Annotated in this window: 21 protein-coding genes; 8 read left to right on the top strand and 13 right to left on the bottom strand. The window is 69.3% G+C overall.

Annotation, left to right across the window (positions count from 1 at the left end):
* Window positions 1-10 precede the first annotated feature (10 nt).
* Both ACFOSH_RS06945 and ACFOSH_RS06940 read right to left on the bottom strand, forming a co-directional pair.
* The gene (locus tag ACFOSH_RS06945; protein WP_378237912.1) at window positions 11-2,266 is read right to left on the bottom strand and encodes a HelD family protein; all 2,256 of its coding nucleotides are present in this window, start codon (window positions 2,264-2,266) and stop codon (window positions 11-13) included.
* 460 nt (window positions 2,267-2,726) lie between these two features.
* Window positions 2,727-3,707 (bottom strand): heme o synthase, encoded by a 981-nt coding sequence (locus tag ACFOSH_RS06940; RefSeq protein WP_378237842.1) that lies wholly within the window; start codon window positions 3,705-3,707, stop codon window positions 2,727-2,729.
* Window positions 3,708-4,005: 298 nt separating this feature from the next.
* Here ACFOSH_RS06940 and tkt point away from each other — a divergent pair, with 298 nt between their 5' ends.
* From tkt to ACFOSH_RS06905, 7 genes are all read left to right on the top strand, one after another.
* A complete protein-coding gene (tkt, locus tag ACFOSH_RS06935) occupies window positions 4,006-6,108 on the top strand; it encodes a transketolase (RefSeq protein ID WP_378237840.1) in 2,103 nt (700 codons plus the stop codon).
* 9 nt (window positions 6,109-6,117) lie between these two features.
* Window positions 6,118-7,230 (top strand): transaldolase, encoded by a 1,113-nt coding sequence (tal, locus tag ACFOSH_RS06930; protein ID WP_378237839.1) that lies wholly within the window; start codon window positions 6,118-6,120, stop codon window positions 7,228-7,230.
* 9 nt (window positions 7,231-7,239) lie between these two features.
* The gene (locus ACFOSH_RS06925; protein ID WP_378237838.1) at window positions 7,240-8,859 is read left to right on the top strand and encodes a glucose-6-phosphate isomerase; all 1,620 of its coding nucleotides are present in this window, start codon (window positions 7,240-7,242) and stop codon (window positions 8,857-8,859) included.
* On the top strand, window positions 8,856-10,385 hold the full coding sequence (gene zwf / locus ACFOSH_RS06920; RefSeq protein ID WP_378237837.1) for a glucose-6-phosphate dehydrogenase: 1,530 nt from the start codon (window positions 8,856-8,858) through the stop codon (window positions 10,383-10,385). Before ACFOSH_RS06925 ends, zwf begins: the two co-directional genes overlap by 4 nt.
* Entirely contained in the window at window positions 10,382-11,383 is a 1,002-nt protein-coding gene (gene opcA / locus ACFOSH_RS06915) for a glucose-6-phosphate dehydrogenase assembly protein OpcA (protein WP_378237836.1), read from the top strand. Before zwf ends, opcA begins: the two co-directional genes overlap by 4 nt.
* Window positions 11,380-12,135, top strand: a complete 756-nt coding sequence (pgl, locus tag ACFOSH_RS06910; RefSeq protein WP_378237835.1) for a 6-phosphogluconolactonase — start codon at window positions 11,380-11,382, stop codon at window positions 12,133-12,135. The genes opcA and pgl overlap by 4 nt, the downstream gene beginning before the upstream one ends.
* 472 nt (window positions 12,136-12,607) lie before the next feature.
* Window positions 12,608-13,810, top strand: a complete 1,203-nt coding sequence (locus tag ACFOSH_RS06905) for a sensor histidine kinase (RefSeq protein WP_378237834.1) — start codon at window positions 12,608-12,610, stop codon at window positions 13,808-13,810.
* 7 nt (window positions 13,811-13,817) lie between these two features.
* On the opposite strand, the gene ACFOSH_RS06900 is transcribed toward ACFOSH_RS06905, so the two are convergent.
* The 7 genes from ACFOSH_RS06900 to ACFOSH_RS06870 form a co-directional block, all read right to left on the bottom strand.
* Window positions 13,818-14,159 carry an RNA polymerase-binding protein RbpA gene (locus ACFOSH_RS06900; protein ID WP_364031925.1) on the bottom strand — a complete coding sequence of 114 codons (342 nt, stop codon included), beginning with the start codon at window positions 14,157-14,159 and terminating at the stop codon, window positions 13,818-13,820.
* 65 nt (window positions 14,160-14,224) lie between these two features.
* Entirely contained in the window at window positions 14,225-14,455 is a 231-nt protein-coding gene (gene secG, locus ACFOSH_RS06895; protein WP_005152283.1) for a preprotein translocase subunit SecG, read from the bottom strand.
* Between the two features lie 140 nt (window positions 14,456-14,595).
* Window positions 14,596-15,381 carry a triose-phosphate isomerase gene (gene tpiA / locus ACFOSH_RS06890; protein WP_378237833.1) on the bottom strand — a complete coding sequence of 262 codons (786 nt, stop codon included), beginning with the start codon at window positions 15,379-15,381 and terminating at the stop codon, window positions 14,596-14,598.
* Window positions 15,381-16,589 carry a phosphoglycerate kinase gene (locus ACFOSH_RS06885; RefSeq protein WP_378237911.1) on the bottom strand — a complete coding sequence of 403 codons (1,209 nt, stop codon included), beginning with the start codon at window positions 16,587-16,589 and terminating at the stop codon, window positions 15,381-15,383. The genes tpiA and ACFOSH_RS06885 overlap by 1 nt, the downstream gene beginning before the upstream one ends.
* Before the next feature lie 9 nt (window positions 16,590-16,598).
* Window positions 16,599-17,603 (bottom strand): type I glyceraldehyde-3-phosphate dehydrogenase, encoded by a 1,005-nt coding sequence (gene gap / locus ACFOSH_RS06880; RefSeq protein ID WP_125793806.1) that lies wholly within the window; start codon window positions 17,601-17,603, stop codon window positions 16,599-16,601.
* Window positions 17,604-17,781: 178 nt separating this feature from the next.
* Window positions 17,782-18,969 (bottom strand): winged helix DNA-binding domain-containing protein, encoded by a 1,188-nt coding sequence (locus ACFOSH_RS06875; protein WP_378237832.1) that lies wholly within the window; start codon window positions 18,967-18,969, stop codon window positions 17,782-17,784.
* 629 nt (window positions 18,970-19,598) lie between these two features.
* Complete coding sequence (locus ACFOSH_RS06870; RefSeq protein WP_378237831.1) at window positions 19,599-20,027, bottom strand: nitroreductase family deazaflavin-dependent oxidoreductase; 429 nt, start codon at window positions 20,025-20,027, stop codon at window positions 19,599-19,601.
* An 87-nt stretch (window positions 20,028-20,114) separates the two neighbouring features.
* Here ACFOSH_RS06870 and ACFOSH_RS06865 point away from each other — a divergent pair, with 87 nt between their 5' ends.
* Window positions 20,115-21,053: an AraC family transcriptional regulator gene (locus ACFOSH_RS06865; RefSeq protein WP_378237830.1), complete on the top strand. Its 939-nt coding sequence runs from the start codon at window positions 20,115-20,117 to the stop codon at window positions 21,051-21,053.
* Here ACFOSH_RS06865 and ACFOSH_RS06860 read toward each other — a convergent pair.
* From ACFOSH_RS06860 to ACFOSH_RS06845, 4 genes are read right to left on the bottom strand one after another with little or no spacing between them, the layout of a single operon-like run.
* Window positions 21,037-21,450 (bottom strand): type II toxin-antitoxin system VapC family toxin, encoded by a 414-nt coding sequence (locus ACFOSH_RS06860; RefSeq protein ID WP_378237829.1) that lies wholly within the window; start codon window positions 21,448-21,450, stop codon window positions 21,037-21,039. The two genes, ACFOSH_RS06865 and ACFOSH_RS06860, sit on opposite strands and share 17 nt — an antisense overlap.
* Window positions 21,440-21,706 carry a type II toxin-antitoxin system Phd/YefM family antitoxin gene (locus tag ACFOSH_RS06855; protein WP_378237828.1) on the bottom strand — a complete coding sequence of 89 codons (267 nt, stop codon included), beginning with the start codon at window positions 21,704-21,706 and terminating at the stop codon, window positions 21,440-21,442. The genes ACFOSH_RS06860 and ACFOSH_RS06855 overlap by 11 nt, the downstream gene beginning before the upstream one ends.
* A gap of 53 nt (window positions 21,707-21,759) precedes the next feature.
* A complete protein-coding gene (locus tag ACFOSH_RS06850; protein WP_378237827.1) occupies window positions 21,760-26,235 on the bottom strand; it encodes a hypothetical protein in 4,476 nt (1,491 codons plus the stop codon).
* A 10-nt stretch (window positions 26,236-26,245) separates the two neighbouring features.
* The gene (locus ACFOSH_RS06845) at window positions 26,246-26,986 is read right to left on the bottom strand and encodes a hypothetical protein (protein WP_046199931.1); all 741 of its coding nucleotides are present in this window, start codon (window positions 26,984-26,986) and stop codon (window positions 26,246-26,248) included.
* Window positions 26,987-26,992: the final 6 nt, after the last annotated feature.

Raw genomic sequence — 26,992 nt, 5'->3', positions numbered from 1 at the left:
GCGGCAGACCTTAGCCAAGACCCTCCAGCGCCGGAACAAGGTCACCGGTCTGCACTACACCCATCCGACGGGTCGCCCTGGTCAGGGCCACATAAAGATCGTTGAGCCCACGCGGGGACTCCGCGACGATCCCGTCCGGGGCGATCAGCACCACCGCATCGAACTCGAGGCCCTTGGCCCGCTCGACCGGCATCACCGACACCCTGTCCCCCGCTTCTCCGAGCGCCTCCGACAACGTCTCGATCATCGGGAACGGGCACAGCACCGCGACCGTCCCGCCGTCCACGGCGGACAGTTCGGCGTCGACGATCCCCGGCAGGTCGGCGGTGAGGTCCGCCGGTGTCACGACACGCAGCCAAGGCTCGAAACCGGTCTCCCGCACCGAAACCGGCGCTTGCAGCTCCGGGTTGACGTCGGCCAGCACCCGGGACGCGACGGCCATGATCTCCGCCGGGGTCCGGTAGTTCACGGTCAGTTCTTCGAGCCGCCAGCGATCGGCGACGTAGGGCGAAAGCACCTCTCCCCACGACCGCGCGCCGCCGGAAGCGCCGGTCTGGGCGACGTCACCGACGAGCGTCATCGACCGGTTCGGGGACCGGCGCATCAGCAGCCGCCAGTCCATCGCGGTGAGTTCCTGCGCCTCGTCGACGATCACGTGCCCGAAGGTCCAGGTCCGGTCCTGGGCGGCCCGCTGCGCCGCGGTCATCTCGCTGCGGCGATGCTGGCGTTCGGCGAACAGTTCGGCGTCGAGGACGTCACCGACCCGCAGCAGTTCTTCGTCGATGATCTCCTCGTCCTGTTCGAGGATGTCGAGGACGCCTTCCGCGTAGGCGCGGTCTTCCCGCTCGCGGCGGGCGCGCTCGGCACGGAGGTCGGTGTCGTCCTCGCCGAGCAGCTCGGCGAGTTCGTCGAGCAACGGGACGTCCGACGGGCTCCACTTCGCGTCCGTCGGACTGTGGAGAAGCTCACGATCGGTGTCCGACAAGGCTTTCCCGGCCGCGCTGCGCAACCGTTCGCGGTCGGCGAACAACTCGTCGAGGACGACCTCGGGAGTGAGCTTGGGCCACAGCCCGTTGATCGCGGCGGCCACGTTCTTGTCCGCGGTGACCTCGGCCCGGATGTCCTGGACATCGCGCGCGTCGAGCAGGTCCTCCCCCAGTTTGCGGGCGGCCTGCCGGGTCAGCGCGTCGAGGAGGTCGGAGACGAAGATCCGCCGGGCGAGGTTGTGCGGACGGCGCGACCGGCGGGCCCGCGTCCGCGCCTCGGTGCAGGTCTTGCGGTCGAGCATGAGGATCTCGCGTTCGAACTCGATCTCCAGCACCGGTTCCGGCACGCGCTGGCGGTCGCGGACCGCGTTGGCGAGCACGTCGGCCATCACCGGGCGGCCCTTGATCTCGGCGGCCTCGCGGGTGACCGGCCCGGTGGCGTCCAGGCCCGGGTACAGCTGCCCGATCGTGGCCAGCAGCACCCCGGTCTCGCCCAGCGACGGCAGAACCTGCCCGATGTAGCGGAGGAACGTGCTGTTGGGCCCGACCACCAGCACGCCGCGCGTGGTGAGCTGCTGCCGGTGCGTGTACAGGAGGTACGCCGCGCGGTGCAGCGCGACCGCGGTCTTGCCGGTGCCCGGTCCGCCCTGGACCACCAGGACACCGTTCGGCGACGCGCGGATGATGCGGTCCTGCTCGGCCTGGATGGTGGCGACGATGTCGCTCATCTCACCCGTGCGACGGCGTTCGAGCGCGGCCAGCAGCGCCGCCTCCCCGGCGAGGCCGAGGTCCTGCCCCTGGTCGGCGGCGGAGAGATCGAGGATCTCGTCGTCGACGCCGACGACCTTCCTGCTCAGCGACCGGAGGTGCCGCCTCCGCCGCACACCTTCGGGTGAAGCGGCGGTGGCGAGGTAGAAGGGCCGCGCGACCGGCGCGCGCCAGTCGACGAGCAGCGGGCGGTACTCGTCGTCCTCGTCGAACAGCCCGAGCCGGCCGATGTAGGTGGTCTCCTCCGCGTGATCGGGAAGGAAGTCGAGGCGGCCGAAGCACAGGCCCTGCTCGACCGAGCTCAGCTGGGACAGCCTGTCGGTGTACAGCGTCGTGGCGACGTCGCGTTCGGTGCGCGCCTGCGGGGTGCCGCCGGTCTGACGCAGGGTCTGGTCGAGCCTGCGCTGCGCGTCGACGCGTTCGGCGTCGAGCTTGCGGTAGAGAGTGGTGACGTACTCCTGCTCGAGCGCGACGTCCTGCTCGAGCGCGTCGAGTTCCCGGTCCGGGGACACGGACAAAAGGAGCCTGCTTTCGGAGGTGGGACAGGGGGCGAAGAAGGTACAACGGCGCCCGCCATCCTCTCATTCCCGCACTCGCGCCCGGACCAGGAGGAAGGCCACCAGCGAAAGAATGGTGGCGACACTCGCCCACACGACGTCCGCGTGGAGCAGGACGGCGAAGGTGGCCGCGACCCCGCGATGGACTGTGCGACGGCGTAGGCGCCGTGCCTACGCGGCACCGCACTCACGTGACCAGACCCGGAACTCATGTGATCAGGGACGGAACTCACGTGTTCAAACACCGCACACCCGAGTACGGCCTCCAGTCACGCGAGTCACGTCCGTGATCACGTGAGTCACGCCCTCGCCGCGGGCCCAGCACCGCGCCCGCCCCTCCTCCCGTCCCCGACACGCGTGAAGGCCCCCTTCCCTCGGCTGAGCCGAGGGAAGGGGGCCTTCACGCGCTACAAGATCAGAAAGGCAGCCCGATGGCCGGGAGGCCGATGGCCGAGTCCACGGCCAACGCCACGAACACGATCATCAGGTACGTGTTCGACCGGTGGAACAGCGACATCGGCTTGGTCTCCTCGCCGCGCCGCACCGCCGCGTTCAGGCTGTGCGCGTAGAAGAGGAACCAGCCACCGGCGAGCAGGGCGAACGTCGTGTAGATCCAGCTCGTCACCGGGACCAGCAGCAGCGTCCAGGCGACCATCACCCACGAGTAGATGACGATCTGCCGCGCCACGTGCTGCGGGGTGGCGACCACCGGCAGCATCGGCACGCCGGCGCGCTCGTAGTCGTCGCGGTACTTCATGCCCAGCGCCCAGGTGTGCGGCGGGGTCCAGAAGAAGATGACGCCGAACATCACGAACGCGGGCCACTCGACGGTGCCGGTGACGGCGGCCCAGCCGATGACGACGGGCATGCAGCCCGCCGCGCCGCCCCAGACCACGTTCTGTGACGTACGCCGCTTCAGCACGAGCGTGTAGACGAAGATGTAGAAGAGAATCGTCGCGATCGCGAGAATCGCCGAGAGCAGGTTCACCGTGAAATAGAGCACCACGGCGGACAGGACACCGAGTACGAGACCGAAGATCAGCGCGCCGCGCCGGGGCACCGATTCCTTCACCAGCGGACGGCGCTTGGTGCGATTCATCACCTTGTCGATGTCCGCGTCGATGACGCAGTTCAAGGCGTTGGCGCTGCCCGCCGCCATCGTGCCGCCCACGAGGGTCGCGAGCACCAGCCAGGGCGACGGGATTTCCCGGCCCGCCAGGAACATCGCGGGAATCGTGGTGACGAGGAGGAGCTCGATCACCCTGGGCTTCGCGAGGGCGGCGTACGCGCCGACGACCTGGCGGATTGTTCGCCGGCCACCGTGCGGTCGTTCACCGGTCGGATGTACGGCGCTGGTGCTGTCACTGCGTCCGTGCGCAGCGTTCACCAACGACATTTCACTCCCTGCGTCAGTTTTCGGGGCGGGCTCATCAGGCTTCCGGGTGATGTGGCGGCCCCGGATCCCCGTGTTCTGAACCCTTCCTCGATGTTAGACGTGCTGTTTCCAGAGGGTGATCGCGGGTCCTCGACCGGCCGAACCATTAGGCTGGCCGCGGTAGCTCGCGGCGTGCCTCTGCGAACGGCCCGGAGCAGGAATATCGTCCCTTCCGGATCGATTGAGATTAGTAGCGGTACACGTGGGTTACCCACGAGGGAAGAGAAGCCACAACCTGATGACGGGGAGTTCGAGTTCAGTGTCCGAAACCGCCTCTACCAGCGAGAAGAACCCACTCCTCCGGCGTAACGTGCCCGCCGACTGGACCGACCTCGACACGCGGGCCGTCGACACCGTTCGGGTGCTCGCCGCGGACGCGGTCGAGAACTGCGGCAGCGGTCACCCCGGCACCGCGATGAGCCTGGCGCCGCTCGCCTACACGCTCTTCCAGCGGACGCTGCGTCATGACCCGGCGGACCCCGAGTGGCCCGCCCGTGACCGCTTCGTCCTCTCCGCCGGTCACTCGAGCCTCACCCTCTACATCCAGCTGTACCTCGCCGGGTTCGGCCTGGAGCTGGAAGACCTGAAGCAGCTCCGCAAGTGGGACTCGAAGACCCCGGGTCACCCGGAGTACCGCCACACCAAGGGCGTCGAGACCACCACCGGCCCGCTCGGCCAGGGTCTCGCCAACGCGGTCGGCATGGCGATGGCGGCCCGCCGCGAGCGCGGCCTGCTGGACCCGGAGCCCGCCGTCGGCGAGAGCATCTTCGACCACCACGTCTACGTGATCGCCTCCGACGGTGACATCGAAGAGGGCGTCACCGCCGAGGCCTCCTCGATCGCCGGCCGCCAGGAACTGGGCAACCTCATCGTCTTCTGGGACGACAACGAGATCTCGATCGAGGACGACACCAAGATCGCCCTCTCCGAGGACGTCGTGAAGCGCTACGAGGCCTACGGGTGGCACACCCAGGTCGTCGAGGGCGGCGAGGACGTCACCGCGATCGAAGAGGCCATCAAGGCCGCGAAGGCCGAGACCGAGCGTCCGTCGTTCATCGCGCTGAAGACCGTCATCGGATACCCGGCGCCGAAGAAGATGGGCACCGGCAAGGCTCACGGCGCCGCGCTCGGCGCCGAAGAGGTCGCCGCGGTCAAGGAATACCTCGGTTTCGACAAGGACCGGAACTTCCAGGTCGACGACGAGGTCATCGCGCACACCCGCGCCGCCGTCGACCGCGGCAAGACCGCCCGCGCCGAGTGGCAGGAGAAGTTCGAGGCGTGGGGCACCGCCAACCCGGAGCGCAAGAAGATCGCGGACCGGATGGCCACCCGTACGCTGCCCGACGGTTTCGCCGACAACCTGCCGAAGTGGGAGCCGGACGCCAAGGGCATCGCGACCCGCAAGGCCTCCGGTGAGGTGCTCAACGCGCTCGCCGACCCGCTTCCCGAGCTCTGGGGCGGTTCCGCGGACCTCGCGGAGAGCAACAACACCACCATGAAGGGGGCCGACTCGTTCGGCCCGGAGAAGGCTTCCACCGACATGTGGAAGACCAGCCCGTACGGCCGGACGCTGCACTTCGGCATCCGCGAGCACGCGATGGGCTCGATCCTCAACGGCATCGCGCTGCACGGCGGCACCCGTCCCTACGGCGCGACGTTCCTGATCTTCTCCGACTACATGCGCCCGCCCGTGCGGCTGGCCGCGCTGATGAAGGCGCCGGTCACCTACGTGTGGACGCACGACTCGATCGGCCTGGGCGAGGACGGCCCCACCCACCAGCCGATCGAGCAGCTCTCCTCGCTGCGCGCGATCCCCGGCCTCAACGTCGTCCGCCCGGCGGACGCCAACGAGACCGCGTACGCGTGGAAGGCCGTCCTGGAGGACGTCCACCACCCGTCGGGCCTCGCGCTGACCAGGCAGAACGTGCCGGTCCTGGAGGGCACCAGCGCCGAAGGCGTCAAGCGGGGCGGTTACGTCCTCGCCGAGGCGTCGGATGGCAAGCCCCAGGTCGTGCTGATCGCGACCGGCTCCGAGGTCCAGCTGGCCGTCGAGGCCCGCAAGACCCTCGAAGCCGACGGCATCACGGCGAGCGTCGTCTCGATGCCGTGTGTCGAGTGGTTCGACGCGCAGGACCAGTCCTACAAGGACTCCGTCCTCCCGCCGTCGGTCAAGGCACGCGTCTCCGTCGAAGCCGGTATCGCCCTTTCGTGGCACCGCTTCACCGGTGACGCCGGGGAGAACGTCTCGATCGAGCACTTCGGAGCGTCGGCCGACGCCGGCACGCTCTTCCGCGAGTTCGGGTTCACCGCGGAAGCCGTCGTCGAGGCCGCCCGCCGCTCGATCGCCAACACCAAGAACTGAAGGGGAAGCATGAGCAACGACAAGCTCGCGCAGCTGTCCGAGGCCGGGGTATCCATCTGGCTCGACGACCTGTCCCGTGAGCGCCTGAACACCGGCAACCTCGCCGACCTGATCCGCGACAAGCACGTCGTGGGCGTCACGACCAACCCGACGATCTTCGCCAACGCGATGTCGAAGGGCGAGGCGTACGACGAGCAGACCAAGGAGCTCGCCGCGCGCGGCGCCGACGTCGAAGCCACCATCCGCGAGCTGACCACCACCGACGTACGCAACGCCGCGGACCTGTTCCGCGACGTCTACACCGCCACGAACGGGGTCGACGGCCGCGTCTCCATCGAGGTGGACCCGCGCCTGGCCAAGGACACCGACAAGACGGTGGCCGAGGCGCAGGACCTGTGGAAGACCGTGGACCGGCCGAACGTGCTGATCAAGATCCCGGCCACCGAAGAGGGTCTCCCGGCGATCACCAAGACCCTGGCCGAGGGCATCAGCGTCAATGTCACGCTGATCTTCTCGCCTCAGCGGTACAAGGCGGTGATCGAGGCCTACTTCGCCGGCTTGGAGCAGGCGAAGGCCAACGGCCACGACCTCAAGGGCATCCACTCGGTCGCGTCGTTCTTCGTGTCCCGTGTGGACACCGAGATCGACAAGCGGCTCGGCGCCATCGGCACCGACGCCGCCACCGCGCTGCGCGGTGAGGCCGCGATCGCCAACGCGCGCCTCGCGTACGCGGCGTTCGAGGAGCTTTTCGCTTCGGACCGCTGGCAGAAGCTCGCCGAGGCGGGCGCGAACGCGCAGCGTCCGCTGTGGGCCTCCACCGGCGTGAAGGACCCGCAGTACTCCGACACCCGCTACGTGGACCAGCTCGTCGTCAAGGACACGGTCAACACGATGCCGGAGAAGACCCTCGACGCCGCGGCGGACCACGCCGAGATCACAGGTGACACGGTGACCGGCAAGGGCGCCGAGGCGCAGGCCGTCTTCGACAAGCTGAGCGCGGTCGGCATCGACATCACCGACGTGTTCCTCACCCTCGAGAACGAGGGCGTCGAGAAATTCGAGAAGTCGTGGACCGAGCTTCTCGAGACCGTCACCGGGCAGCTCGAAAAGGCAAAGGACTGATCACCGACCATGGCAGGGGAAACGACCGGCGTCGAAATCGTCGACGCCGCCCTGGCCGGCGAAGCCGCTCCGTTCGCGGAGCGGCTCGTCGCCGACCAGGTCGCATCGAAATTGGCGTCCCAGGACGCCACACTGTGGGGTCCCGAAGCCGAGTCCGAAGCGTCGATCCGTCTCTCGTGGACGACGCTGCACAAGTCCTCGCGGCCGTTGATCGGCGAGATCGAGGCACTGCGGACCGAACTGCGCTCCGAGGGCGTCGATCGCGTCGTCCTCGCGGGCATGGGCGGTTCGTCGCTGGCGCCCGAGGTGATCACCGGGACGGACGGCGTCCCGCTGACCGTCCTCGACACCACCGACCCGGGTCAGGTCGCCGACGCGCTCGCCGGTGACCTGGAGCGGACGGTCATCGTCGTGTCGTCGAAGTCCGGCGGCACCGTCGAGACCGACAGCCACCGGCGGATCTTCGCGAAGGCCTTCACCGACGCGGGCATCGACGCGAGCCGGCGGATCGTGGTCGTCACCGACCCGGGTTCGCCGTTCGCGGAACTGTCCGAAAAGGAGGGTTACCGCAAGGTCTTCCTCGCCGACCCGAACGTCGGCGGCCGCTACTCGGCGCTGACCGCGTTCGGGCTAGTCCCGTCCGGGCTGGCGGGCGCGGACGTCGCCCGCCTGCTCGACCAGGCCGCTTCGGTGGCCGACACGCTGGCCGCCGACACCGCGGACAACCCCGCGGTCAAGCTCGCCGCCGCGTGGGCCGCGGCGCACGAAAAGGGCGCCGAGAAGGTCGTCATCGCCGATACCGGATCAGGTATCAAGGGCTTCGCCGACTGGGCGGAGCAGCTGATCGCCGAGTCCACCGGCAAGCAGGGCACCGGTCTCCTCCCGGTCGCCGTCGAGGGCCCGGACGCCCCCGGTTTCGCCGACGCCAAGGACGACGCCACCCCGGTGGCCGTCGGACCCGCCCAGGGTGCCGCGAAGATCTCCGTGACCGGTTCACTCGGCGCGCAGTTCCTGCTGTGGGAGTTCGCCACCGCGCTCGTCGGCCGCCTGCTCGGGATCAACCCGTTCGACCAGCCCGACGTCGAGGCCGCCAAGAAGGCCGCGCGTTCACTGCTCGACAACCCGGACAAGCTCAAGGGCGGCGAAGAGCCGTCCACTGTGGACGGCGCCGTCGAGGTGTTCGGTTCGGAAGGCGTGGCCACGGACGGGAAGCTCGCGGACATCCTGCGGGCTTTCTTCGACTCCACCCCGGAAACCGGCTACATCGCGGTGCAGGCGTACCTCGACCGTCTCGACGACGCGTCGACGTCGATCCTGCGCGGCGAGATCGCCAAGCGCACCGGCCGCCAGACCACCTTCGGGTGGGGGCCGCGGTTCCTGCACTCGACCGGGCAGTACCACAAGGGCGGCCACCAGAACGGGGTCTTCCTGCAGATCACCGGCGCCGTCGAGCAGGATCTCGACGTTCCGGACAGGCCGTACACGCTCGGCGTGCTCCAGCACGCGCAGGCGCTGGGTGACGGCCAGGTGCTCGCGGAGCACGGTCGTCCGGTGCTGCGGCTGCACCTCACCGACCGGGCCGCCGGCCTGGCCGAACTGGTCCGCGCGGTACAGGAGGCAGGCGAGTGACGCGAGCCTGGAGCAACCCGCTGCGCGACCCGCGCGACAAGCGGCTGCCGCGGATCGCCGGGCCGTCCAGCCTGGTGATCTTCGGCGTGACCGGTGACCTCGCCCGCAAGAAGCTGATGCCGGCGATCTACGACCTCGCCCACCGCGGGCTGCTGCCCGCCGGGTTCTCGCTGGTCGGTTTCGCCCGCCGGGACTGGGAGCACCAGGACTTCGGCGAGCTCGTGCACGACTCGGTCAAGGAGCACGCGCGGACGCCGTTCAAGGAGTCCGTGTGGAACCGGCTCGCCGAAGGCATCCGGTTCGTCCAGGGCACCTTCGACGACGATGACGCCTTCGACAGGCTCGCGCAGACGGTCAAGGACCTCGACGCCGAGCGTGGCACCGGTGGCAACACCGCGTTCTACCTGTCGATCCCGCCGAGCGCGTTCCCGGTGGTGACCAAGCAGCTCGCCCGCTCCGGTCTCGCCGACGCGAGCGACGAGACCTGGCGCCGCGTCGTCATCGAGAAGCCGTTCGGCCGCGACCTCAAGAGCGCGAAGGAGCTCAACGAGATCGTGAACGACGTCTTCCCCGAGGAGTCGGTGTTCCGCATCGACCACTACCTCGGCAAGGAGACGGTGCAGAACCTGCTGGCGCTGCGCTTCGCGAACCAGCTGTTCGAGCCGATCTGGAACGCCAACTACGTGGACCACGTGCAGATCACCATGGCCGAGGACATCGGCCTCGGCGGCCGCGCGGGGTACTACGACGGCATCGGCGCCGCTCGCGACGTCATCCAGAACCACCTGTTGCAGCTCCTCGCGCTGACGGCGATGGAGGAGCCGGTCTCGTTCGCTCCGCGCGCTCTCCGCGCGGAGAAGGTCAAGGTGCTCTCGGCGACGAAGCCACTGGGACCGCTCGACGAAACCACCGCGCGCGGACAGTACGCGGGCGGCTGGCAGGGCGGCATGAAGGTGCCGAGCCTGCTGCAGGAAGGCGGCTTCGCGAAGGACTCGACGACCGAGACCTACGCCGCGGTGACGCTGGAGGTGCAGAACCGCCGCTGGGCGGGCGTGCCGTTCTACCTGCGCACCGGCAAACGGCTGGGCCGCCGGGTCACCGAGATCGCCGTGGTGTTCAAGCGGGCGCCGCACCTGCCGTTCGACTCGACCTCGACCGAGGAACTGGGCCAGAACGCACTGGTGATCCGGGTGCAGCCCGACGAGGGCATCACGCTGCGGTTCGGGTCGAAGGTGCCGGGGACCACGATGGAGGTCCGCGACGTCACCATGGACTTCGGCTACGGGCACGCCTTCACCGAGTCCTCGCCGGAAGCCTACGAGCGGCTCATCCTGGACGTGCTGCTCGGCGAGCCGTCGCTGTTCCCGGTGAACGAAGAGGTCGAACTGTCCTGGGAGATCCTGGACCCGATCCTCGACCACTGGGCCAAGAAGGGCGCGCCCGAGGCGTACCCGCCCGGTTCGTGGGGACCGCCGTCCGCGGACGAAATGCTGGAACGTACCGGCCGGAACTGGAGGCGTCCGTGATCATCGACCTGCCGTCGACCACGACGTCGCAGCTGAACAAGAAGCTCGTCGAGATCCGCGAACAGGGCGGGCAGGTGGCGCTCGGCCGGGTGCTCACGCTGGTCATCGTCGCCGACGACGACGACCGGCTCGAAGAGGCGATCGAGGCCGCCAACGAGGCCAGCCGGGAGCACCCGTCGCGGGTGATCGTGGTGGCCAAGGGCGCGCGGACCGCGGCGCCGCGGATCGACGGCCAGATCCGGGTCGGCGGCGACGCCGGCGCGAGCGAGGTCATCGTCCTGCGGCTCTACGGCCCGCTGGCCGCACAGGGACAGAGCGCGGTCGTGCCGCTGCTGCTGCCGGACGCGCCGATCGTCACCTGGTGGCCGGGCACCGGTCCGAAGGCCCCGGCCAAGGACCCGCTCGGCGAGCTGGCGCAGCGCCGGATCACCGACTCGGCGGCGGAAAAGGCGCCCATAAAGGCACTCACCACGCGGGCGAAGTCCTATGTGGAGGGTGACACCGACCTGGCATGGACCAGGCTGACGAGCTGGCGCGCCCAGCTCGTGTCCGCCTTGGACCTTCCGCCGCACGAGAAGATCACCGGCGCGACCGTGACCGGTGAGGCCGACTCGCCGTCGACCGAACTGCTCGCCGGCTGGCTGGCCGAGTACCTCAAGGTGCCGGTGAAGCGGGTCAAGAGCACGGGTGCCGCGGGGATCATCTCGGTGACGCTGGACCGGCGCTCCGGCCCGGTGGAACTGCACCGGCCGGACGGGCGGGTCGGCACGCTGACCCAGCCGGGCCAGCCGACGCGCCGGATCGCCCTGCAGCGGCGGGACAACAAGGACTGCCTGATCGAGGAGCTGCGGCGGCTCGACCCGGACGAGATCTACGAGGCTTCGCTGAACGGGCTCTCCAAGATCTCCTCGGGCACCGCGCCGAAGGCCGCTCCGGCGAAGAAGGCTCCGGCCGCGAAGAAGGCAGCGCCTGCCAAGACCGCGAAGAGTGCCTCATGAGCAAGACCGAGGTCGTCGTCTACGAGAACCCGGACCTCCTGGCCGCCGCCACGGCGGCCAGGCTGGTCACCCGGATCGTGGACGTCCAGGCCGCCAAGGGCTCCGCTTCGGTGGTGCTCACCGGTGGCGGCACCGGGATCGCGATCCTGAGGGAACTGCGCGACTCCAGTGCCCGTGACGCCGTCGACTGGTCGCGTGTCGACGTCTACTGGGGCGACGAGCGGTTCGTCCCGGCGGACTCGGACGAGCGCAACGAGAAGCAGGCCCGCGAGGCGCTGCTCGACCACGTCCCGCTCGACCCGAAGCGGGTGCACGCGATGGCACCCTCGGACGGCGAGTTCGGCGACGACGTCGACGCGGCGGCCGCGGCCTACGCAGAGCTCCTGACGCCCGAGGTCCCGGCGTTCGACGTCATGCTGCTGGGGCTCGGCGGTGAGGGGCACACCGCCTCGATCTTCCCCGAGAGCCCGGCGGTGTACGAGCAGGACCGCCCGGTCGTCGCGGTGCGCGACTGCCCGAAGCCGCCGCCCACCCGGATCTCGCTGACCCTGCCCGCGATCCGTCGCGCGCAGGACATCTGGCTGGTCACGGGCGGCGACGCCAAGGCGGACGCCGTCGCGCAGGCACTGGCCGGTGCGGGCGAGGTCCAGATCCCGGTGGCGGGAGCACGCGGCAGCCGTCGCACGCTCTGGCTGCTGGACCGGGGTTCCGCTTCGAAACTCACCAAGGTCTATCAGACACCTTCTGCCTGACCTTGTAACGCGTGAAGGCCCCCATCCCTCGGTTGAGCCGAAGGATGGGGGCCTTCACGCGCGTTCGGACGTTTCGTGACACCCCCATGGCGGACGTCCACGAGGCGGCTTCTTCCCTACGCTGAAGGAACCCAAGCCCCAGTCCCCGGCCCACAGTCACCGTCCGAACGCGAAAAGTGACATAGATCAACTCTCGCCGGTTTCACCGTCAGAACCGGACCACTCACCCGTCGAAGTGAGCAGCGGACCACCGAGCCCGGGTGGTCCGGTGTGGATTCGACCGACCGAACGTTCATGCACTTGTCCGCAGAACGGACAGTGACCGGACAGTCGCTAGCCCGACTGGGGGAAACTTACCGTCCTGCTACATCCACCCGTTAGCATCCGCACATTTGTTCGTTCCTGCGCGTCCCGATCGGGCGAAGAACACGTCTCACCATTCAAGTCCACAAGACGAGTGAGGTCGCCAGCGATGAGCACAGAGGGTCTCTCGATGCCAGGTATCTCGGTGGGCGGCTCCGGAGCGGACGCCGCCGACCGGATGCGCCGTGCCGCCGGGGTCATGTCGTTCGCCAAGATCAAACGTCCGGCGCTGGTCGCGCTGGGCATCGATACGCTCGCGATCTTCCTGGCCGCGCTCGACGTCTGGCTGGTGATCCCCGAGAAGGCCCAGCCGTACTCCATCTACCTGTCCGGCGCCGCGTGCCTCGGCCTCGCCTTCCGCCGCAAGCTGCCGTTCCTCGCGGTGATCGTCACCGTCCCGGGCTTCCTGGCGGGCTGGTCGCAGCTGGCCGCGATGATCGCGCTCGGCTTCCTCGCCACCCGCAAGCAGATGCACTGGCAGACCTGGACCGGGTTCGCGCTCGTCTTCACCTGCCGGTTCGTCCAGTGGCCGCTGGCCGACTTCGTCGAGCTCAGCTGGCGCGAACACGTCCTGGACGGGATCTACGGCGTCATCGTCGCCGGGATGCCGGTGGCCATCGGCCTGCTCATCGGAGCACGGACCGAGGTCTCGCAGAAGCTCGCCGAACTGGCCGCCAGCCGCGACCGCGAACGCCGCTTCCACGCCGACGCCGTCCGCGCGGAAGAGCGCGCCCGTCTCGCGCGGGAGATGCACGACGTCGTCTCGCACCAGATCACGCTGATCGCGATGCAGGCCGGCGCGCTGCAGGCGCAGACCTCCGACGCTCGTTCGCTGGAGACCGCGTTGGTCATCCGGAAGCTGAGCACGAAGACGCTCGAAGAACTGCGCTCGCTCGTGAGCGTGCTCCGCTCGGGCTCCGAAGAAGACGGACCGCGGCCGGGGATCAACGAGCTCGACCGGCTGATCCGCGGCTCGGACGTCCCCGTGCACCTCACTGTCGAGCGGATCCCCGACCTCCTGCCCAGTCAGGTTTCGGCGGCGGCCTACCGGACCGTGCAGGAATGCCTGACCAATGTGCACAAGCACGCACCGGGCGCCACCGCGACCATCCGGATCCAGGGCGAGCACGGTTCGCTCAAGGTCGAAATACGCAATGAGCGCGCCCGGACCCCCGGTGCGGCCCTGCCCTCGGGAGGGCACGGGCTGACCGGTCTGGCCGAACGCGCTCGACTGCTGGGTGGAAGCTTCGAGACCGCCGACACCGAGGACGGCGGGTTCCGGGTGCGTGCCCGGTACCCGCTCGACCGGTGAGGCGTTTCTAGATCTCCCGGCGCTGGCGCAACCGCTCCAGCGCCTCGGCGAGGATGGCCTCGCCGTCGGCGTCGGAACGCCGCTCCTTCACGTACGCCAAGTGGGTCTTGTAAGGCTCGGTCCGCGGCGCGGCAGGCGGGTTCTTCTCGTCCTGCCCACCGGGGAGCCCGCAGCGCGGGCAATCCCACTCGTCGGGAATCTCGGCGTCCATCGAGAACGAGGGCTGCGCCTCGTGCCTGTTGGCACACCAGTAGGAAATGCGGCGCCTCGGCGCCGACTCACCCCGTTCCGATTCGCCCGAAGGTCCGGCACCCACACGGGTGCCCCGAATCGCGTTACCGCCAACCATGAATCCTCACACCTATAGGGATCGGCGGCGCGCCCCCCATAGGCACGCCGAAACACCTGGATCGATCAGACCTTGAGCAGGAGCCCGAGGCCGATGATGCTGATCAGCCACACCGCGCCCAGCAGCAGCGTGATCCGGTCGAGGTTCTTCTCGGCCACGCTCGAGCCGGAGAGGCTCGACTGCATACCGCCACCGAACAGCGAAGACAGACCGCCACCACGGCCGCGGTGCAGCAACACGGCGACCACCAGGAAAAAGCTGGAGGCGATCAACAGGATTTGCAGGAACAGCTTCATGTCATCCTCTGCGCTCTTGGAGAATGCAGGAAAACGGTGTGCCACCGACGGCTTCTGACCGCCAGAACACACCGTACTCCTGGACTCGTCCACTGCTGTGTGACGGACCGGATACCCAGGTTACCCGGTTGGTGCCCCGATCAGGGCAGGGGCCCGCCCGCGGCGAGTGCGCAGAGTTTGGTGAACTCGTCACCATCCAGGCTGGCACCACCAACGAGGGCACCATCGATGTTCTCGCAGGCGACGAGGTCACTGATGTTGTTGGCCTTGGCCGAGCCGCCGTAGAGCACGCGGACCGAGGACGCGACCTCGGCACCGTACTTCTCGGCGAGGGTGGCGCGGATGGCTCCGCACACCTCCTCGGCGTCCGCCGGGGTCGCGACCTTGCCGGTCCCGATGGCCCAGACCGGCTCGTAGGCGACGACGACGTCCTTGACCTGCTCGTTCTTGAGCCCCTTGAGGCCCTCGACCAGCTGGGTCGTGGTGTGGGCGATGTGCTCGCCGGCCTCGCGGACCTCGAGCTTCTCCCCCACGCACAGGATCGGCGTGATGCCGTGCTTGAGCGCGGCCTTGACCTTCTTGTTGACCAGTTCGTCGGTCTCGCCGTGGTACTCACGCCGCTCCGAGTGCCCGACGGTGACGAAGCTGCAACCCAGCTTCTTCAGCATCAGGCCCGACACGTCACCGGTGTAGGCACCGGAGTCGTGCGGCGACAGGTCCTGGGCGCCGTAGGTGAGCGACAGCTTGTCGCCGTCGGTCAGCGTCTGGACGCTGCGGATGTCGGTGAACGGCGGCAGGACCGCGACGTCGACCTTCGCGTAGTACTTCTCCGGCAGGGCGAAGGCGATCTTCTGAACCAGCGCGATGGCTTCGAGGTGGTTCTGGTTCATCTTCCAGTTGCCGGCGATGAGCGGTTTGCGTGCCACTAGTCGTTCTCTCCCAGCACAGCGACTCCGGGCAGTTCCTTGCCCTCCAGGTACTCCAGCGACGCGCCGCCGCCGGTCGAGATGTGCGAGAAGCCGTCCTCCGGCAGGCCCAGCTGCCGTACGGCCGCGGCGGAGTCGCCGCCGCCGACCACGGTGAAGGCGTCGCTCTTGACCAGCGCTTCGGCCACGGCACGGGTGCCGCCGGCGAAGGACTCGAACTCGAACACGCCCATCGGGCCGTTCCAGAACACGGTCGCGGAGTCGGCCAGCTTGCCCGCGAACAGCTCACGCGACTTCGGGCCGATGTCGAGGCCCATGCGGTCGGCCGGGATGGCCGTCGCGTCGACGACGTCGAACTCCGCGTCGGCGGCGAAGCCCTTCGCGGCGAGGACGTCCACCGGCAGGATCAGCTCGACACCGCGCTTCTCCGCCTCGGCGAGGAAGCCGCGGACCTGGTCCAGCTGATCCTCCTGCAGCAGCGAGTTCCCGACCTCGTGGCCCTGGGCCTTGAGGAAGGTGTACGCCATGCCGCCGCCGATGAGCAGCCTGTCGACCTTGGTCAGCAGGTTCGCGATCACGCCCAGCTTGTCCGACACCTTCGCGCCGCCGAGGACGACGACGTACGGCCGGGCGAGGTCCTCGGTCAGCTTCTTGAGGACCTCGACCTCGGCCAGCACCAGACCGCCCGCGTACGCCGGAAGCGCACGGGCGATCTCGTAGACCGAGGCCTGCTTGCGGTGCACGACACCGAAGCCGTCGGAGACGAACGCGCCGCCGGGGACGAGCGCGGCCAGCTCGGCGGCCAGTTCCTGGCGTTCCGCCTCGACCTTGCTGGTCTCGCGCGCGTCGAAACGCACGTTCTCCAGCAGGGCCACCTGACCGTCGGCCAGGCCCGCGACGGTGGCCTTGGCGGACTCGCCGACCAGGTCACCCGCCAGCGGGACGTCGACGCCGAGCAGCTCGGTGAGCTTCGCGGCGACGGGCGCGAGCGAGAACTTCGGGTCCGGCTCGCCCTTGGGACGGCCGAGGTGCGCCGTGACGACCACCTTCGCGCCCGCCTCGGCGAGACGCTTGAGGGTCGGCAGGGCCGCGCGGACGCGGCCGTCGTCGGTGATGGTCTCCCCGTCGAGCGGGACGTTCAGGTCGGAACGTACGAGTACGAACCGGCCTGAGACGTCCCCGCTCAGCAGGTCTTCGAGGTTCTTCAGCGCCATCGGTCAGGAAAGCTTGTTGCCGACGAGCTTGACGAGGTCGGCGAGACGGTTGGAGTAGCCCCACTCGTTGTCGTACCAGCCGATGACCTTGACCTGGTTGCCGATGACCTTGGTCAGCGGCGCGTCGTAGATGCAGGACGCCGGGTCGGTGACGATGTCGGCCGAAACGATCGGGTCCTCGTTGTACCGCAGGATGCCGGCCAGGGGGCCCTCGGCGGCGGCCTTGTACGCGGCGTTGATCTCCTCGAGGGTCGCGCTCTTGGTCAGCGTGACGGTGAGGTCGGTGGCCGAGCCGGTCGGGATCGGGACACGCAGCGCGTAACCGTCGAGCTTGCCCTGCAGCTCCGGCAGGACCAGGCCGATGGCCTTGGCCGCACCGGTCGAGGTCGGGACGATGTTCAGCGCGGCGGCACGGGCGCGGCGCAGGTCCTTGTGCGGCGCGTCCTGCAGGTTCTGGTCCTGCGTGTACGCGTGGATGGTGGTCATCAGGCCCTGCTCGATGCCGAACGAGTCCTGCAGGACCTTGGCCAGCGGGCCGAGGCAGTTCGTGGTGCAGGAGGCGTTCGAGATGATGTTCTGCGAGCCGTCGTACTTGTCGTCGTTGACGCCCAGCACCACGGTCAGGTCCTCGCCCTTGGCGGGCGCGGAGATGATGACCTTCTTCGCGCCGCCGGCCAGGTGCGCCTTGGCGGCGTCGGCGTTGGTGAAGAAGCCGGTCGACTCGACGACGACGTCCACGCCCAGGTCGCCCCAGGGCAGGTTGGCCGGGTCGCGCTCGGCGAGGGCCTTGATCGTCTTGCCGTCGACGACGATGCCCTCGTCGCTGACGCTGACCTCGCCCGGGAAACGGCCGAGGATGGAGTCGTACTTCAGCAGGTGGGCCATGGTGGCGACGTCGCCGAGGTCGTTGAAGGCGACAACCTCGATGTCGTGACCGGCGGCCTGCACGGCCCGGAAGAAGTTGCGGCCGATGCGGCCGAAGCCGTTGACACCTACGCGAACCGTCACTGCTGCCACTCCCTTGAGACTCGTCCGGGATCGCCCCGGTAAGACGTCCTTTACTCGGGCGCAACCCTAGCGTGCGTGCTCGGGCGACCCTCTTTGCCCTGACGAGACTTCCACCACTCGGTGGGTCAGGTCAAGAATCGATTAAGTGCATCGCTACCAGGACGTCTTGGGAAAACTCTCAGCTTCGTTGTGCTAGTCGCCGCTCCAGCGGTGTGCGCATCCGTGGCGTGACTCGCACCTCTCCGAACCACTCGGCCAGGTGGTTCGCCTCCGCCTCGACGGCCCGTTCGACGTCCGCGCCGACGTCCTCCAGGAGGTGATGGACGACCTCGCCGTCCGGACGCTGCGCCCAGCCGCCGACGATCCGGCCGTCGGCCCAGACGGTGGGCCCGATGTTGCCGGTGCCGTCGAACAGCGGCGCGCGGTGCGGGCCGAGGTACCAGTCCCGCTCGATCCAGCCCATCGACGTCGGGTCGAGGGACGGAAGGAGCGCGACCCAGGGCGCGGGCTCCGCGACCGGCTCCAGATCGTCGGCGAGCACCACGCCGGGGAGGCCGTCGAGGTCGACCTCGATCGACTGAACCGCGGCGAGCGCCTTCTTCGTCTGCCCGACCGTCCAGCCGGTCCACCACCGCAGGTCCGCGATCGGCGCCGGACCGAAGGCGTAGAGCCACCTTCGGGCGAGCTCGGCCCTGGCCTCGTCGGCGTCGCGCTCGGCGATGCCTTGCGGCAGCCAGTCCGCCATCGGGGCCCAGTAGTGCTGGCTGCTGATCCAGCTCCCGCGCGGGCGGCCGCGCACGATGCGGCCGTCGACCGCGAGCTGGAACAGGACCCGGCTGGTGACGTTGGCGATCGCCTCGTACGGCTTTCCCTTGGACATCACGAGCTGCTGTCTGAGGCGCGGCTCGTCCTGGGACAGCTGCTGGGCCGTGGCGGATCCGCGGGCCTTCAGCGCGCGCTCCGTCGCGTCCTCGACCTCGGCCAGCCAGTGTTCCGGCTCGGGCACGTTCTCCGGATGGCCTTGCGTGCCGAGGTGCTGTTCGAGCAGGCGGCGCTGCTTCTTGGCGATGTCCGCCGAGCACGCCGCCTGGACCAGGGCCGCGTTCTCGTGCCCGAGCACGAAGACGGTGCGGCGCATGCCGAGCATCCGCACCAGCGTGCGCTCCTCGTAAAGCGCGCTCTCCAGATCCGCGACGCCTTCACGCTTGGACCGCGCCCACGTCGAAAGATGGACCGTCGCCGGGTCCGTGGCGTGCAGCGCGACGACCGCGTCCGCCACGGCGTCCACCGACGGGGCGGGCACGGCGAGGTGATGGCGCGTGGCGAGCCGGGCGCGGCGCTGCCGGACGTCGATCTTGGGGGTCACGGATCGGTTCTACCACCGGGCCCCGACAGAACCGCGGCCAAAGCGGCGGTGACGCGTCGGTCCAGTGGGTCATGAGTGGCGATTCGGGTTCTAACAGGGGTAAGGCAAAGGTGGCGTGCTGAAGGTCGTGGCGGGAGCGGGTTCGCCGACGGTCTCTGACAGCTCTCTCGACTGTCCATAAGGGACGCCTCTTGGCGTCTAGGTGCCCGGTTTGGGCGATTGGGCCCCATTGCGCTGGGGGGGTCGTGAGTGGCAAGTGCCGTTAGAACGGCACTTGCCACTCACGACCCCCCCAGCCAAACTGGACACATGGGCATCAAGTGGACATCTACTCTGCAAGATGCGTCCCCTGTGGACACTCGGCGGGGCGACAAGCTCCTTCGCAGCCGAAGCTGGTCATGCCATCTTTGCCTTACCCCTCAATAGCCTTCTTTACCACTCACGACCACCCGGGCCGAGCCGGTACTTTCGCGTGACCGAGTGGACGACACGTGTGATCAGACGGACGACACACGTGTCGTCCCACCGGTCACGCGAAACCGCCGGACCGCAGGTACCTAAGACACGGCCGGCGCTAACCCGAAACACCACTCACGACCCCAGGCCGAGCGCCCCGCTTCAGCTCTGTCCTAGACCCGCTCCAGTTCGAAGACCGGGATGACCCGGCTGGTCTTGCTCTGGTACTCGGCGAACTGCGGCATGACGGCGGACTGCCTGCCGTAGACGTCGTCGCGCTCGGAGCCGGTGAGGACTCGCGCGCGGACCGGGAAGGTCTCGGTGCCGAGCTCGACCTTCGTGTCCGGGTTGGCCACCAGGTTGTGGAACCACGCCGGGTTGTCGTCGGCGCCGCCCTTGCTGGCGAAGATGTAGATCCGGTCGCCCTCCAGGAGCGGGACGAGCGGCGCGATCCGCTCGGTGCCGGACTTCGCGCCGGTGTGGTGGACGAGGACGAGCGGGAAGCCCTCGAACATGCCGCCCGCCTTGCCGCCCTTTTCGCGGAACTCGGCGATCACGGTGCGGTTGATCCCGTCGAAGTCGAATTCGGTCGTTTCTGCCATGTGCCTGATCATATGACGCGCGCGGTGACCGTATCGATGCCTGAAGTAGCCATCGGCATATCCATCTGTCGCATTATCATCGATCGCATGGACTTGTTGGCCGAAACCCTCGCGGTGGGTGGCGTCCGGGGCGCCGCCGGAGCCCGGATCGAGGGGTCCGGACCGTGGGGGATCCTCTGGCATCGCATCGCCGGCGCGGCTTTCTACGCCGTCACCTGCGGGACGGCCTGGCTGGACCTGCCCGGCCACCCACCGAGGCAGCTCATGCCCGGCGACGTCGTCCTGCTGCCGAACGGCCAGGAGCACACCCTCCGCAGCGCCCCGGACGCCCCGGTCATTCCCAAGCTGTGCACGGCGGCGGAGAAGGCACGGGACTGCGGCGGTGTGTTGCGCCTCGGCTCCGGGGAGGTGCAGACCCACGTCCTCGGCGCGTCCTACGACTACGACCCGGCGGTGTCCACCCAGGTGCTCGCCACCCTGCCGGATCTGGTGCACATCAGCGCGAACCGCGGCGGCGACGGACTGGACGACACCGTCCGGTTGCTGTCGCGGGAATTGGCCCGACCGCAGATCGCCACCGACTTCGTCCTCAACCGGCTCGTCGACATCCTCCTGGTCCAGTTGCTCCGCGTGTGGCGGACCGAAAAGCCGGCCGAGGCGCGGGGAACCTGGCTCGGTGTCCTGGGCGATCCGCTGATCAGCGTGGCACTGGTCAAGATCCACGAGGCCCCGGCGAAACCGTGGACCACCGACCTGCTCGCGGCGGAACTGGCGACCTCGCGCAGCACCTTGACCCGCCGTTTCCGCGAAACCACGGGCCGGACTCCCGGCGACTACCTGACCCAGTGGCGGATGGACCTGGCCGCGGTCCGGCTGCGCGACACCGACGAAACGGTGGACAGCATCGCCCATTCGGTCGGCTACACGTCGGTGTTCGCGTTCAGCCGGGCTTTCCGGCGGGCCCGCGGCCAAGCACCCGGGCAGTACCGCTCTTCGAGCCGCGAGGGGCTCAGGTCGGGCGGTTGACCGGAACGACGTCGAGAAGTTCTTTCAGGCCTTCGAAATCCTGCGGGTTCGTCGTGTAGAGCGGTATCCGGTGCGCGATGGCGACACTGGCGATCATCAGGTCGGCCGCCCTGCGCCGGGGCGTCCTGCCCATCCCGAGCACGGATGCCGACACCCGGCCGAAGATCCGTGCGGCCTCGGTACCGAAAGGCAGCGGATCGAACTCCGACTCCACCCGTTGCAGCAGGTCCGTGCGCCGGGCCCGTTCGGCCGGGTCCTCGGCGTAATGCGGACCCGCCGACAGTTCGGCGAGTGTGATCGTGCTGATCGACATCAGATCCGGCAGCTGGGCATGATCGATCGCCCGCCGGAGGATGAGGATGTTCGTGTCGAGCAGGCCGTGGACCTCAGCGGCCATAGGGATCGTCCGCCTCCCCTTCGAGAGCGTCGTCGAGGTCCGCGCGGAACCTGTCCGGGTCGATGAGCGGAGCGTTCGCCGAGACGGCGGCGAACTGGTCACGGGAAACGGCGTGCCGCCGACACAGCGGGACCAGCTGGGCGATGGGCGAGCCGCTACGGGTCACGGTGAAGCTTTCGCCGTGCTCGACCGCGTCCATGATCTCGCCGGACCGGTTCCGGAGATCACGCTGAGAGATCTCGTACTGAACGCTCATACCCGCACTCTAGCACCTTGTGCCCCGCCGTGCCACCGCGTGCCACATCCCCCTCAGGCTGTCTCCTCTTCCTGCTCAGGCTCTTCTGAAGGCCGGGTGAACAGCCGCGTCGCCGAGAGCCGCGCGACACCGTCCGGCTCCCCGAGTTCGTCGGTCGCGTTCCGGATCGTCGCGTCGACGGACAGGTACTTGCGGCCCGCCCGCAGGTCCGCGTCGTTGCGCAGCCGAACGATCAGCGGGAACTCGCTCAGCGCGCCGGCGTCGAACAGGCCGGTCGTGTAGATCAGCTGGACACCCAGCGCCTCCGCGACCGCGCGCTGCAACTCCAGCAGGTAACCCGCCGAAGCGCGCCCGATCGGGTTGTCGAGGAACAGCACGCCGGAATGCCGGTTGCGCGCCTTGCCGCGGTTGTTCGCCCGCAGCGCCGCCAGGGTGCAGTACAGGATGATCGCCGCGGTCAGCTGCTGCCCGCCGGAGAACACGTCCCGGATCTCGGAAACGCGCTGCCGTTCGGTCCGCAGCACGGAGTCCGGCTTCAGCATGTCGACCCGGAAACCCTTGGGAGCGGCGGCCTGCACGCCGCGCAGCACGAGCGAGAGCCCGTCCCGCTTGACGTCCCGGCCGTCGGAGGTCTTCCCCACCGCGGCCTCGTCGACGACCTCGCCCAGCTTCTCGGCGAGCACGTTCTCTTCGAGTTCGGTGAAACGGATCCGCAGGAACTCCTGGCCCGACCAGTCGCCGAGACCATCCGGCAGCCGCGAAACCCGTTGCGCCGCACGGAGGGTGCGCAAAGCGCCGTCGACCATGCCCTGCAGGCGGGTGATGATGCCGCCGCGGTGCCGGTCGATCTGCGCGAGATCGTCGGTGAGCGTGCGCAACCGCGGCCGCAGCGCCTCGGCCCATTCCGCGGCGTGGGCGGGCAGCTGGTCCCGGCGGACCGAGATCACCTGCTGCCGCACCGGCGTGCTGAGCTTCTCGAACCGCTTGTCCGTGGCGTATTGCGCGAGCTGGTCGGCCGCGGCCCGCACCCGGCGGTCGCCCGCGTCGGCCGCGTCCTGCGCTTCGGTGAGGGAGGCGTTGAGCCGGGAGTGCTTGGCTCGCGCGGATTCGACGTCGCCGTCGAACGCCGCCTCATCATCGTCTTTGGACAGCAGATGTGCCATCGACTCGGCCAGCAGGCCGAAACCGGACGCGGAGGTCTTGGCGGACTCCAGTGTCGCTTCGGCGGCGGCACGGCGTTCCTGAAGCTCTTCCCATTTCCGCGCGGCGGCGGACACTTCGAGGCTGGCGTCGTCGATCAGCGCGAGGCCGTGCTCGATGTCCTGCGGCCGCGCGTCGGAGGAGATCGCGGCGAGCGCTGACGGCTGTTCCGGAAGCTGGCTCAGCTCGGCCTTGCGGGTCGCGACGAGGCCGACGATCTCGGTGCGCTCCTCCTCCAGCACCGCGACCGCCCGGTTCGCCCGCGCCTGCGCCGCCGCGCGCGCCGAAGCGTCGGAACCGTCCGGCGTCTCCAGCAGCGTCGAAGCCCGCTCGCGGACGGCTTCGTCCAGCGCTTCGACGGCCGCCCTCGCGGACGCCTCGACGCTCTCGGCCTGGTCGAGTTCGGCGCGGAGGTCACTGCCGACCTCGACCTTCGCATACGCCTCGGAAGCCGACGCGAAGGTACGCCGCAGCGCGTCCACCGGCTCGGCGGGCGCTGGGTCGTCCTCGGTGACGTCGCTCGATCCCGGGACCTCGGCCAGTTCCGACTTCGCGGTCGTCGCCGTGCGCCGGTGCCCGTCGGCGGTGCGCTGTTCCTCACCGGCCTGCTCACGCAGCCGGGAAGCCTTCACCGCGGCTTCTGACGCCGTCGACTCGGCCCGCTCGGCGGTCTCCGTCGCGCGCTCGACGTCGTCCGTCCACTCGGGAATCTTCGCGGCACGTGTGGCGAGTGTTTCCAGGCCACGCGCCCGCTCCCCCGCCCCGGCCGAAGCCGCGCGCAGCTCGGGAACCCGCTCCCGCAGCCCCGTCGCCTTCTCGCCGAGCCGCTGGAACTCCTTCTCCGCCTGCGCCAACGCGGTCCGCGCGGTCTCGTGCGCGGTGCGCGCGTTCTGCAACTGCTCGGCCAGCGTCGCGATGCTGCCGGGCGGGTAGTCCTCGCGCCAGGTCTTGAGTTTCCACGAAAGCGCGCTGTCGTCGGTCAGCGACGTCGCCAGTGCTTCCAGGCGCCGCTGCCGTTCCGCGTGCCGGAGCGCGATGGCCTCCCGCTCGGCGTCGGCGGCTTCTTCGTCGTACATCGCCGGGTTGGGCGGCACGAGGAACTCGATGCCCGCCTCGCCCGGCAGCCGGTCGGCCGTGGTGGCCTCGGTCGTGGCGACCGGGATGATCGTGGTGGGCAGCAGACGCCGCTCCGCCAGCACCTTCTCGGCCCGCCGGACCTGCTCCGGCTCGTTGAGCAGGATCCCCGAGACCAGCTGGGGCGCACGGGCCAGTACGGCCGCCCGCCGCTTCTTGTCCAAAGTAGACAGATAGCGCCAGCCGGACCACGCGTTCATCCCGGCGGCTTCCAGCGCGTCCAGCGCCGCTTGGACCTCTTCCGGGGCGGGCAGGAGACCGCCGGAGCCGAGCGCGTTCAGCGCGCGCTCGTCGACGGATTCCTCCATCCGCAGCGCGGTCTGCTCCTTCTCCGCGGCCGAACCCGCCTCGCGAAGCCGCTCCAGCAGCACCGGAAGATCCGTCTCCAGCGCGACGTCGTCCGCGCCGAGGAGTTCGCTCAGCCGCGGTTCGACGGCGAGCGCGTCGGTACGCCGGTTGGCCCTGTCGAGTTCCTCGGCCGCGCGCTCCAGCCTGTCGTCGGTGGAGCCCGCGAGCCGGTGCGCGTCGTTGACGGTGACCTGCGCGGACCGCAGATCCTCGGCCACGCGTTCGAGTTCCTGTTCGCGGCGGGCGAGTTCCGCCGCGGTCGTCTCGACCTCGGTCCGGGCCGCGCGCGCCGCCTCGGCGACGTCGGCCCCGGCCTTGAGCGCGCCGGACCGGACGGTTTCCGCGATCTCCTCGCGGATCTCGGCGATCCGCGCGCCCAGCCCGCGGGCCTCCGCCCGGCGCGAGGCCGCGAGGTTCGCCGACTCGTCCCGTTCGGCTTGCGCCTTCTCCGCTTCGGCGCGCAGGGCGCCGACATGCGCTTCGGCCTTCGCGGCCTGATCGGTCGCGTTCTTGGCCAGTGCCAGCAGGCCCCGCGCGAGCGCGGCCGCGGCGGTGTTGCGCGCCTGCAGCGCCGGCTGCGCCTTCTGCTCGCGATTCCCCACCAGTTCCCGGAAATCACGGGCCTTACGGGCGGCGTTGAGGTGGTTGAGCACGGTGGCGCATTCACGCCAGGCCTCGGCGACCGTCTTGGCCTCGGCCAGTTCGCCGTCGATCCGCTTCTTACTCTCGGACGCGTCGTCGAGCCGCAGCTTCCCGACCAGGCGACGGAGTTCGGTGACCCCGGCGGTGAGACGGCGATGGTCGCCCTCGGCCAGTTTCTCCGCCGATTTCACCTCGTCGACGTGCTGATCGAGCCCGCTCAGCCGCTCGTTCTCCAGCTTGTCGCGGGCGGCGACCTGACCGGCCAGCGTCCGCATCTCGGCGCGGGCCGCGTCGGCGAGCTTCCGCGACGCGGCGGCGACGCCCTCCTCCTCCGCCAGCGGCGTGAGCAGGTCGAGCGCGCCCGCGACGAAGTCCCGCTCCGACAGCAGGTCCCCGCGCTGGGCGAGATTGTGCGCGTAGGTCGCGACGACCTCGGCGAGATCCTTCGGCTCCTCCTCCGAGAGGACAGCGCGCAGCAGGAACTCGACGAAAGCCTCGTCGGTGCTGAACGCGAAGGCGTCCGCCGCCTCGCCCTCACCGGCGTTCATCGCGCGCTGGTAACGGAAAAGCTCGGTGTCGAGGCCGAGGCCGTCGAGCCTGGACGTCCACTCGTGGTGGCGCCGGGTCCAGAACAGCTCCAGTTCCGGCTCGCCGCCGTGCACCTTGTCGAGCTGGTCGTGGAAACCGGACATCGTCAGCAGCCTGCCGTCCGACGTCAGCGGCAGCGTGTCCAGATCGAGCGACGGCGTGGGGCGGAAGCAGTACCAGGAGTCGGCGAGGTTCTCCGAATCCGCCGACACCACGTGCCCGCGCCATTCCGACACCTTGCCGGTGATCACCCGGTGCCCGGTCTCGACCTGCAGCCACTCCAGCACGACGTGCGAGACGTCCTTGGCGGCGACGAACTTCTCCAGCACCTTCGTGTTCGTCGTGCCGACGACCTGGCGGCGGCCGGGCAGCATGACCGAGAAGATCAGCTTGATCAGGACGGACTTGCCGCCGCCGTTCTCCAGGAACAGCACGCTCGCCGGCGACGGGCGCCGCGGCGGCCCCTCCCCCGCCAGGTGGATCCCGGCGCTGAACAGCGCGTCCTGCTTGGGCGCGGTGATGGCCGCCCCGACGCCGCTGAAGTCCAGCACGACGTCCTGGTACCGCGCGCCCGCCGGACCCACCGAGTGCAGGCGAACCCGCGAAAGCTCGTACATCTCTTCCCCTCTAGAGCGTGTCCGACGCAGCGGCACGCAGGGTCCCGCCGCCGTTGGCGACCGAGACCACGTTCAGCTCCAGCAGATCGTCGAAGGCCGCGTCGGCGGCGAGTTCGCGCACCTGCACCTGGTAGCGCGGTGTCGTCCGGTAGGTCCCGCCCTGTTCCCCGCTGACCTGGACGAGAAAGCCTTGGTCGGCAAGGAAACGCAGCGCACGCGCGACCATGCCGCGGGTGGTGTCCGACGCCAGCCTGCCGTCCTTGGTCGCCGCCGCGGCCGGACGCCGGGCGTAGGCGCGCCAGGCCTGTTCGAGTTCGGGCGCGTCGGCCAGCGGATCGTTGTTGGCCTCGGCCTCCGCCGCGCGCTCGTCGAGGATCCGGCAGGCCTCGCGCACCATCGCATCCACCTGCTCGACACTGACTCGGCCGATATAGGTGTCGTTGGCCAGATCGTCCGGACGCGGGTAGCCGAGCGCGGCGGTGGCCAGGTGGACGAGCCCGTGCAGGACCTTCTCGGTCTCGCGACGTTCGCGGATCTTGCTCTGCCGCGCGTAGCTGTCCATCTTGATCTCGAACACGGACTCGTCGGTCGCCGCGAGCACGGCACCGGCCTGGAGGTTGACCTCCAGCACCATCAACCCGAGCCCGGCGGCGACAGCGTGCGTGAGCTGCTTGAACGCCCTGTCCTCGCCGTAGCGCCGGACGAGATCGCCATAGACGACGTCCCGCGACGGCAGCTGCTTCGGGCGCATGCCGAA

Source organism: Amycolatopsis speibonae (assembly GCF_042647925.1).
In the GTDB taxonomy this organism is placed as follows: domain Bacteria; phylum Actinomycetota; class Actinomycetes; order Mycobacteriales; family Pseudonocardiaceae; genus Amycolatopsis; species Amycolatopsis speibonae.
This window is presented reverse-complemented; position numbering and strand designations above follow the sequence as displayed.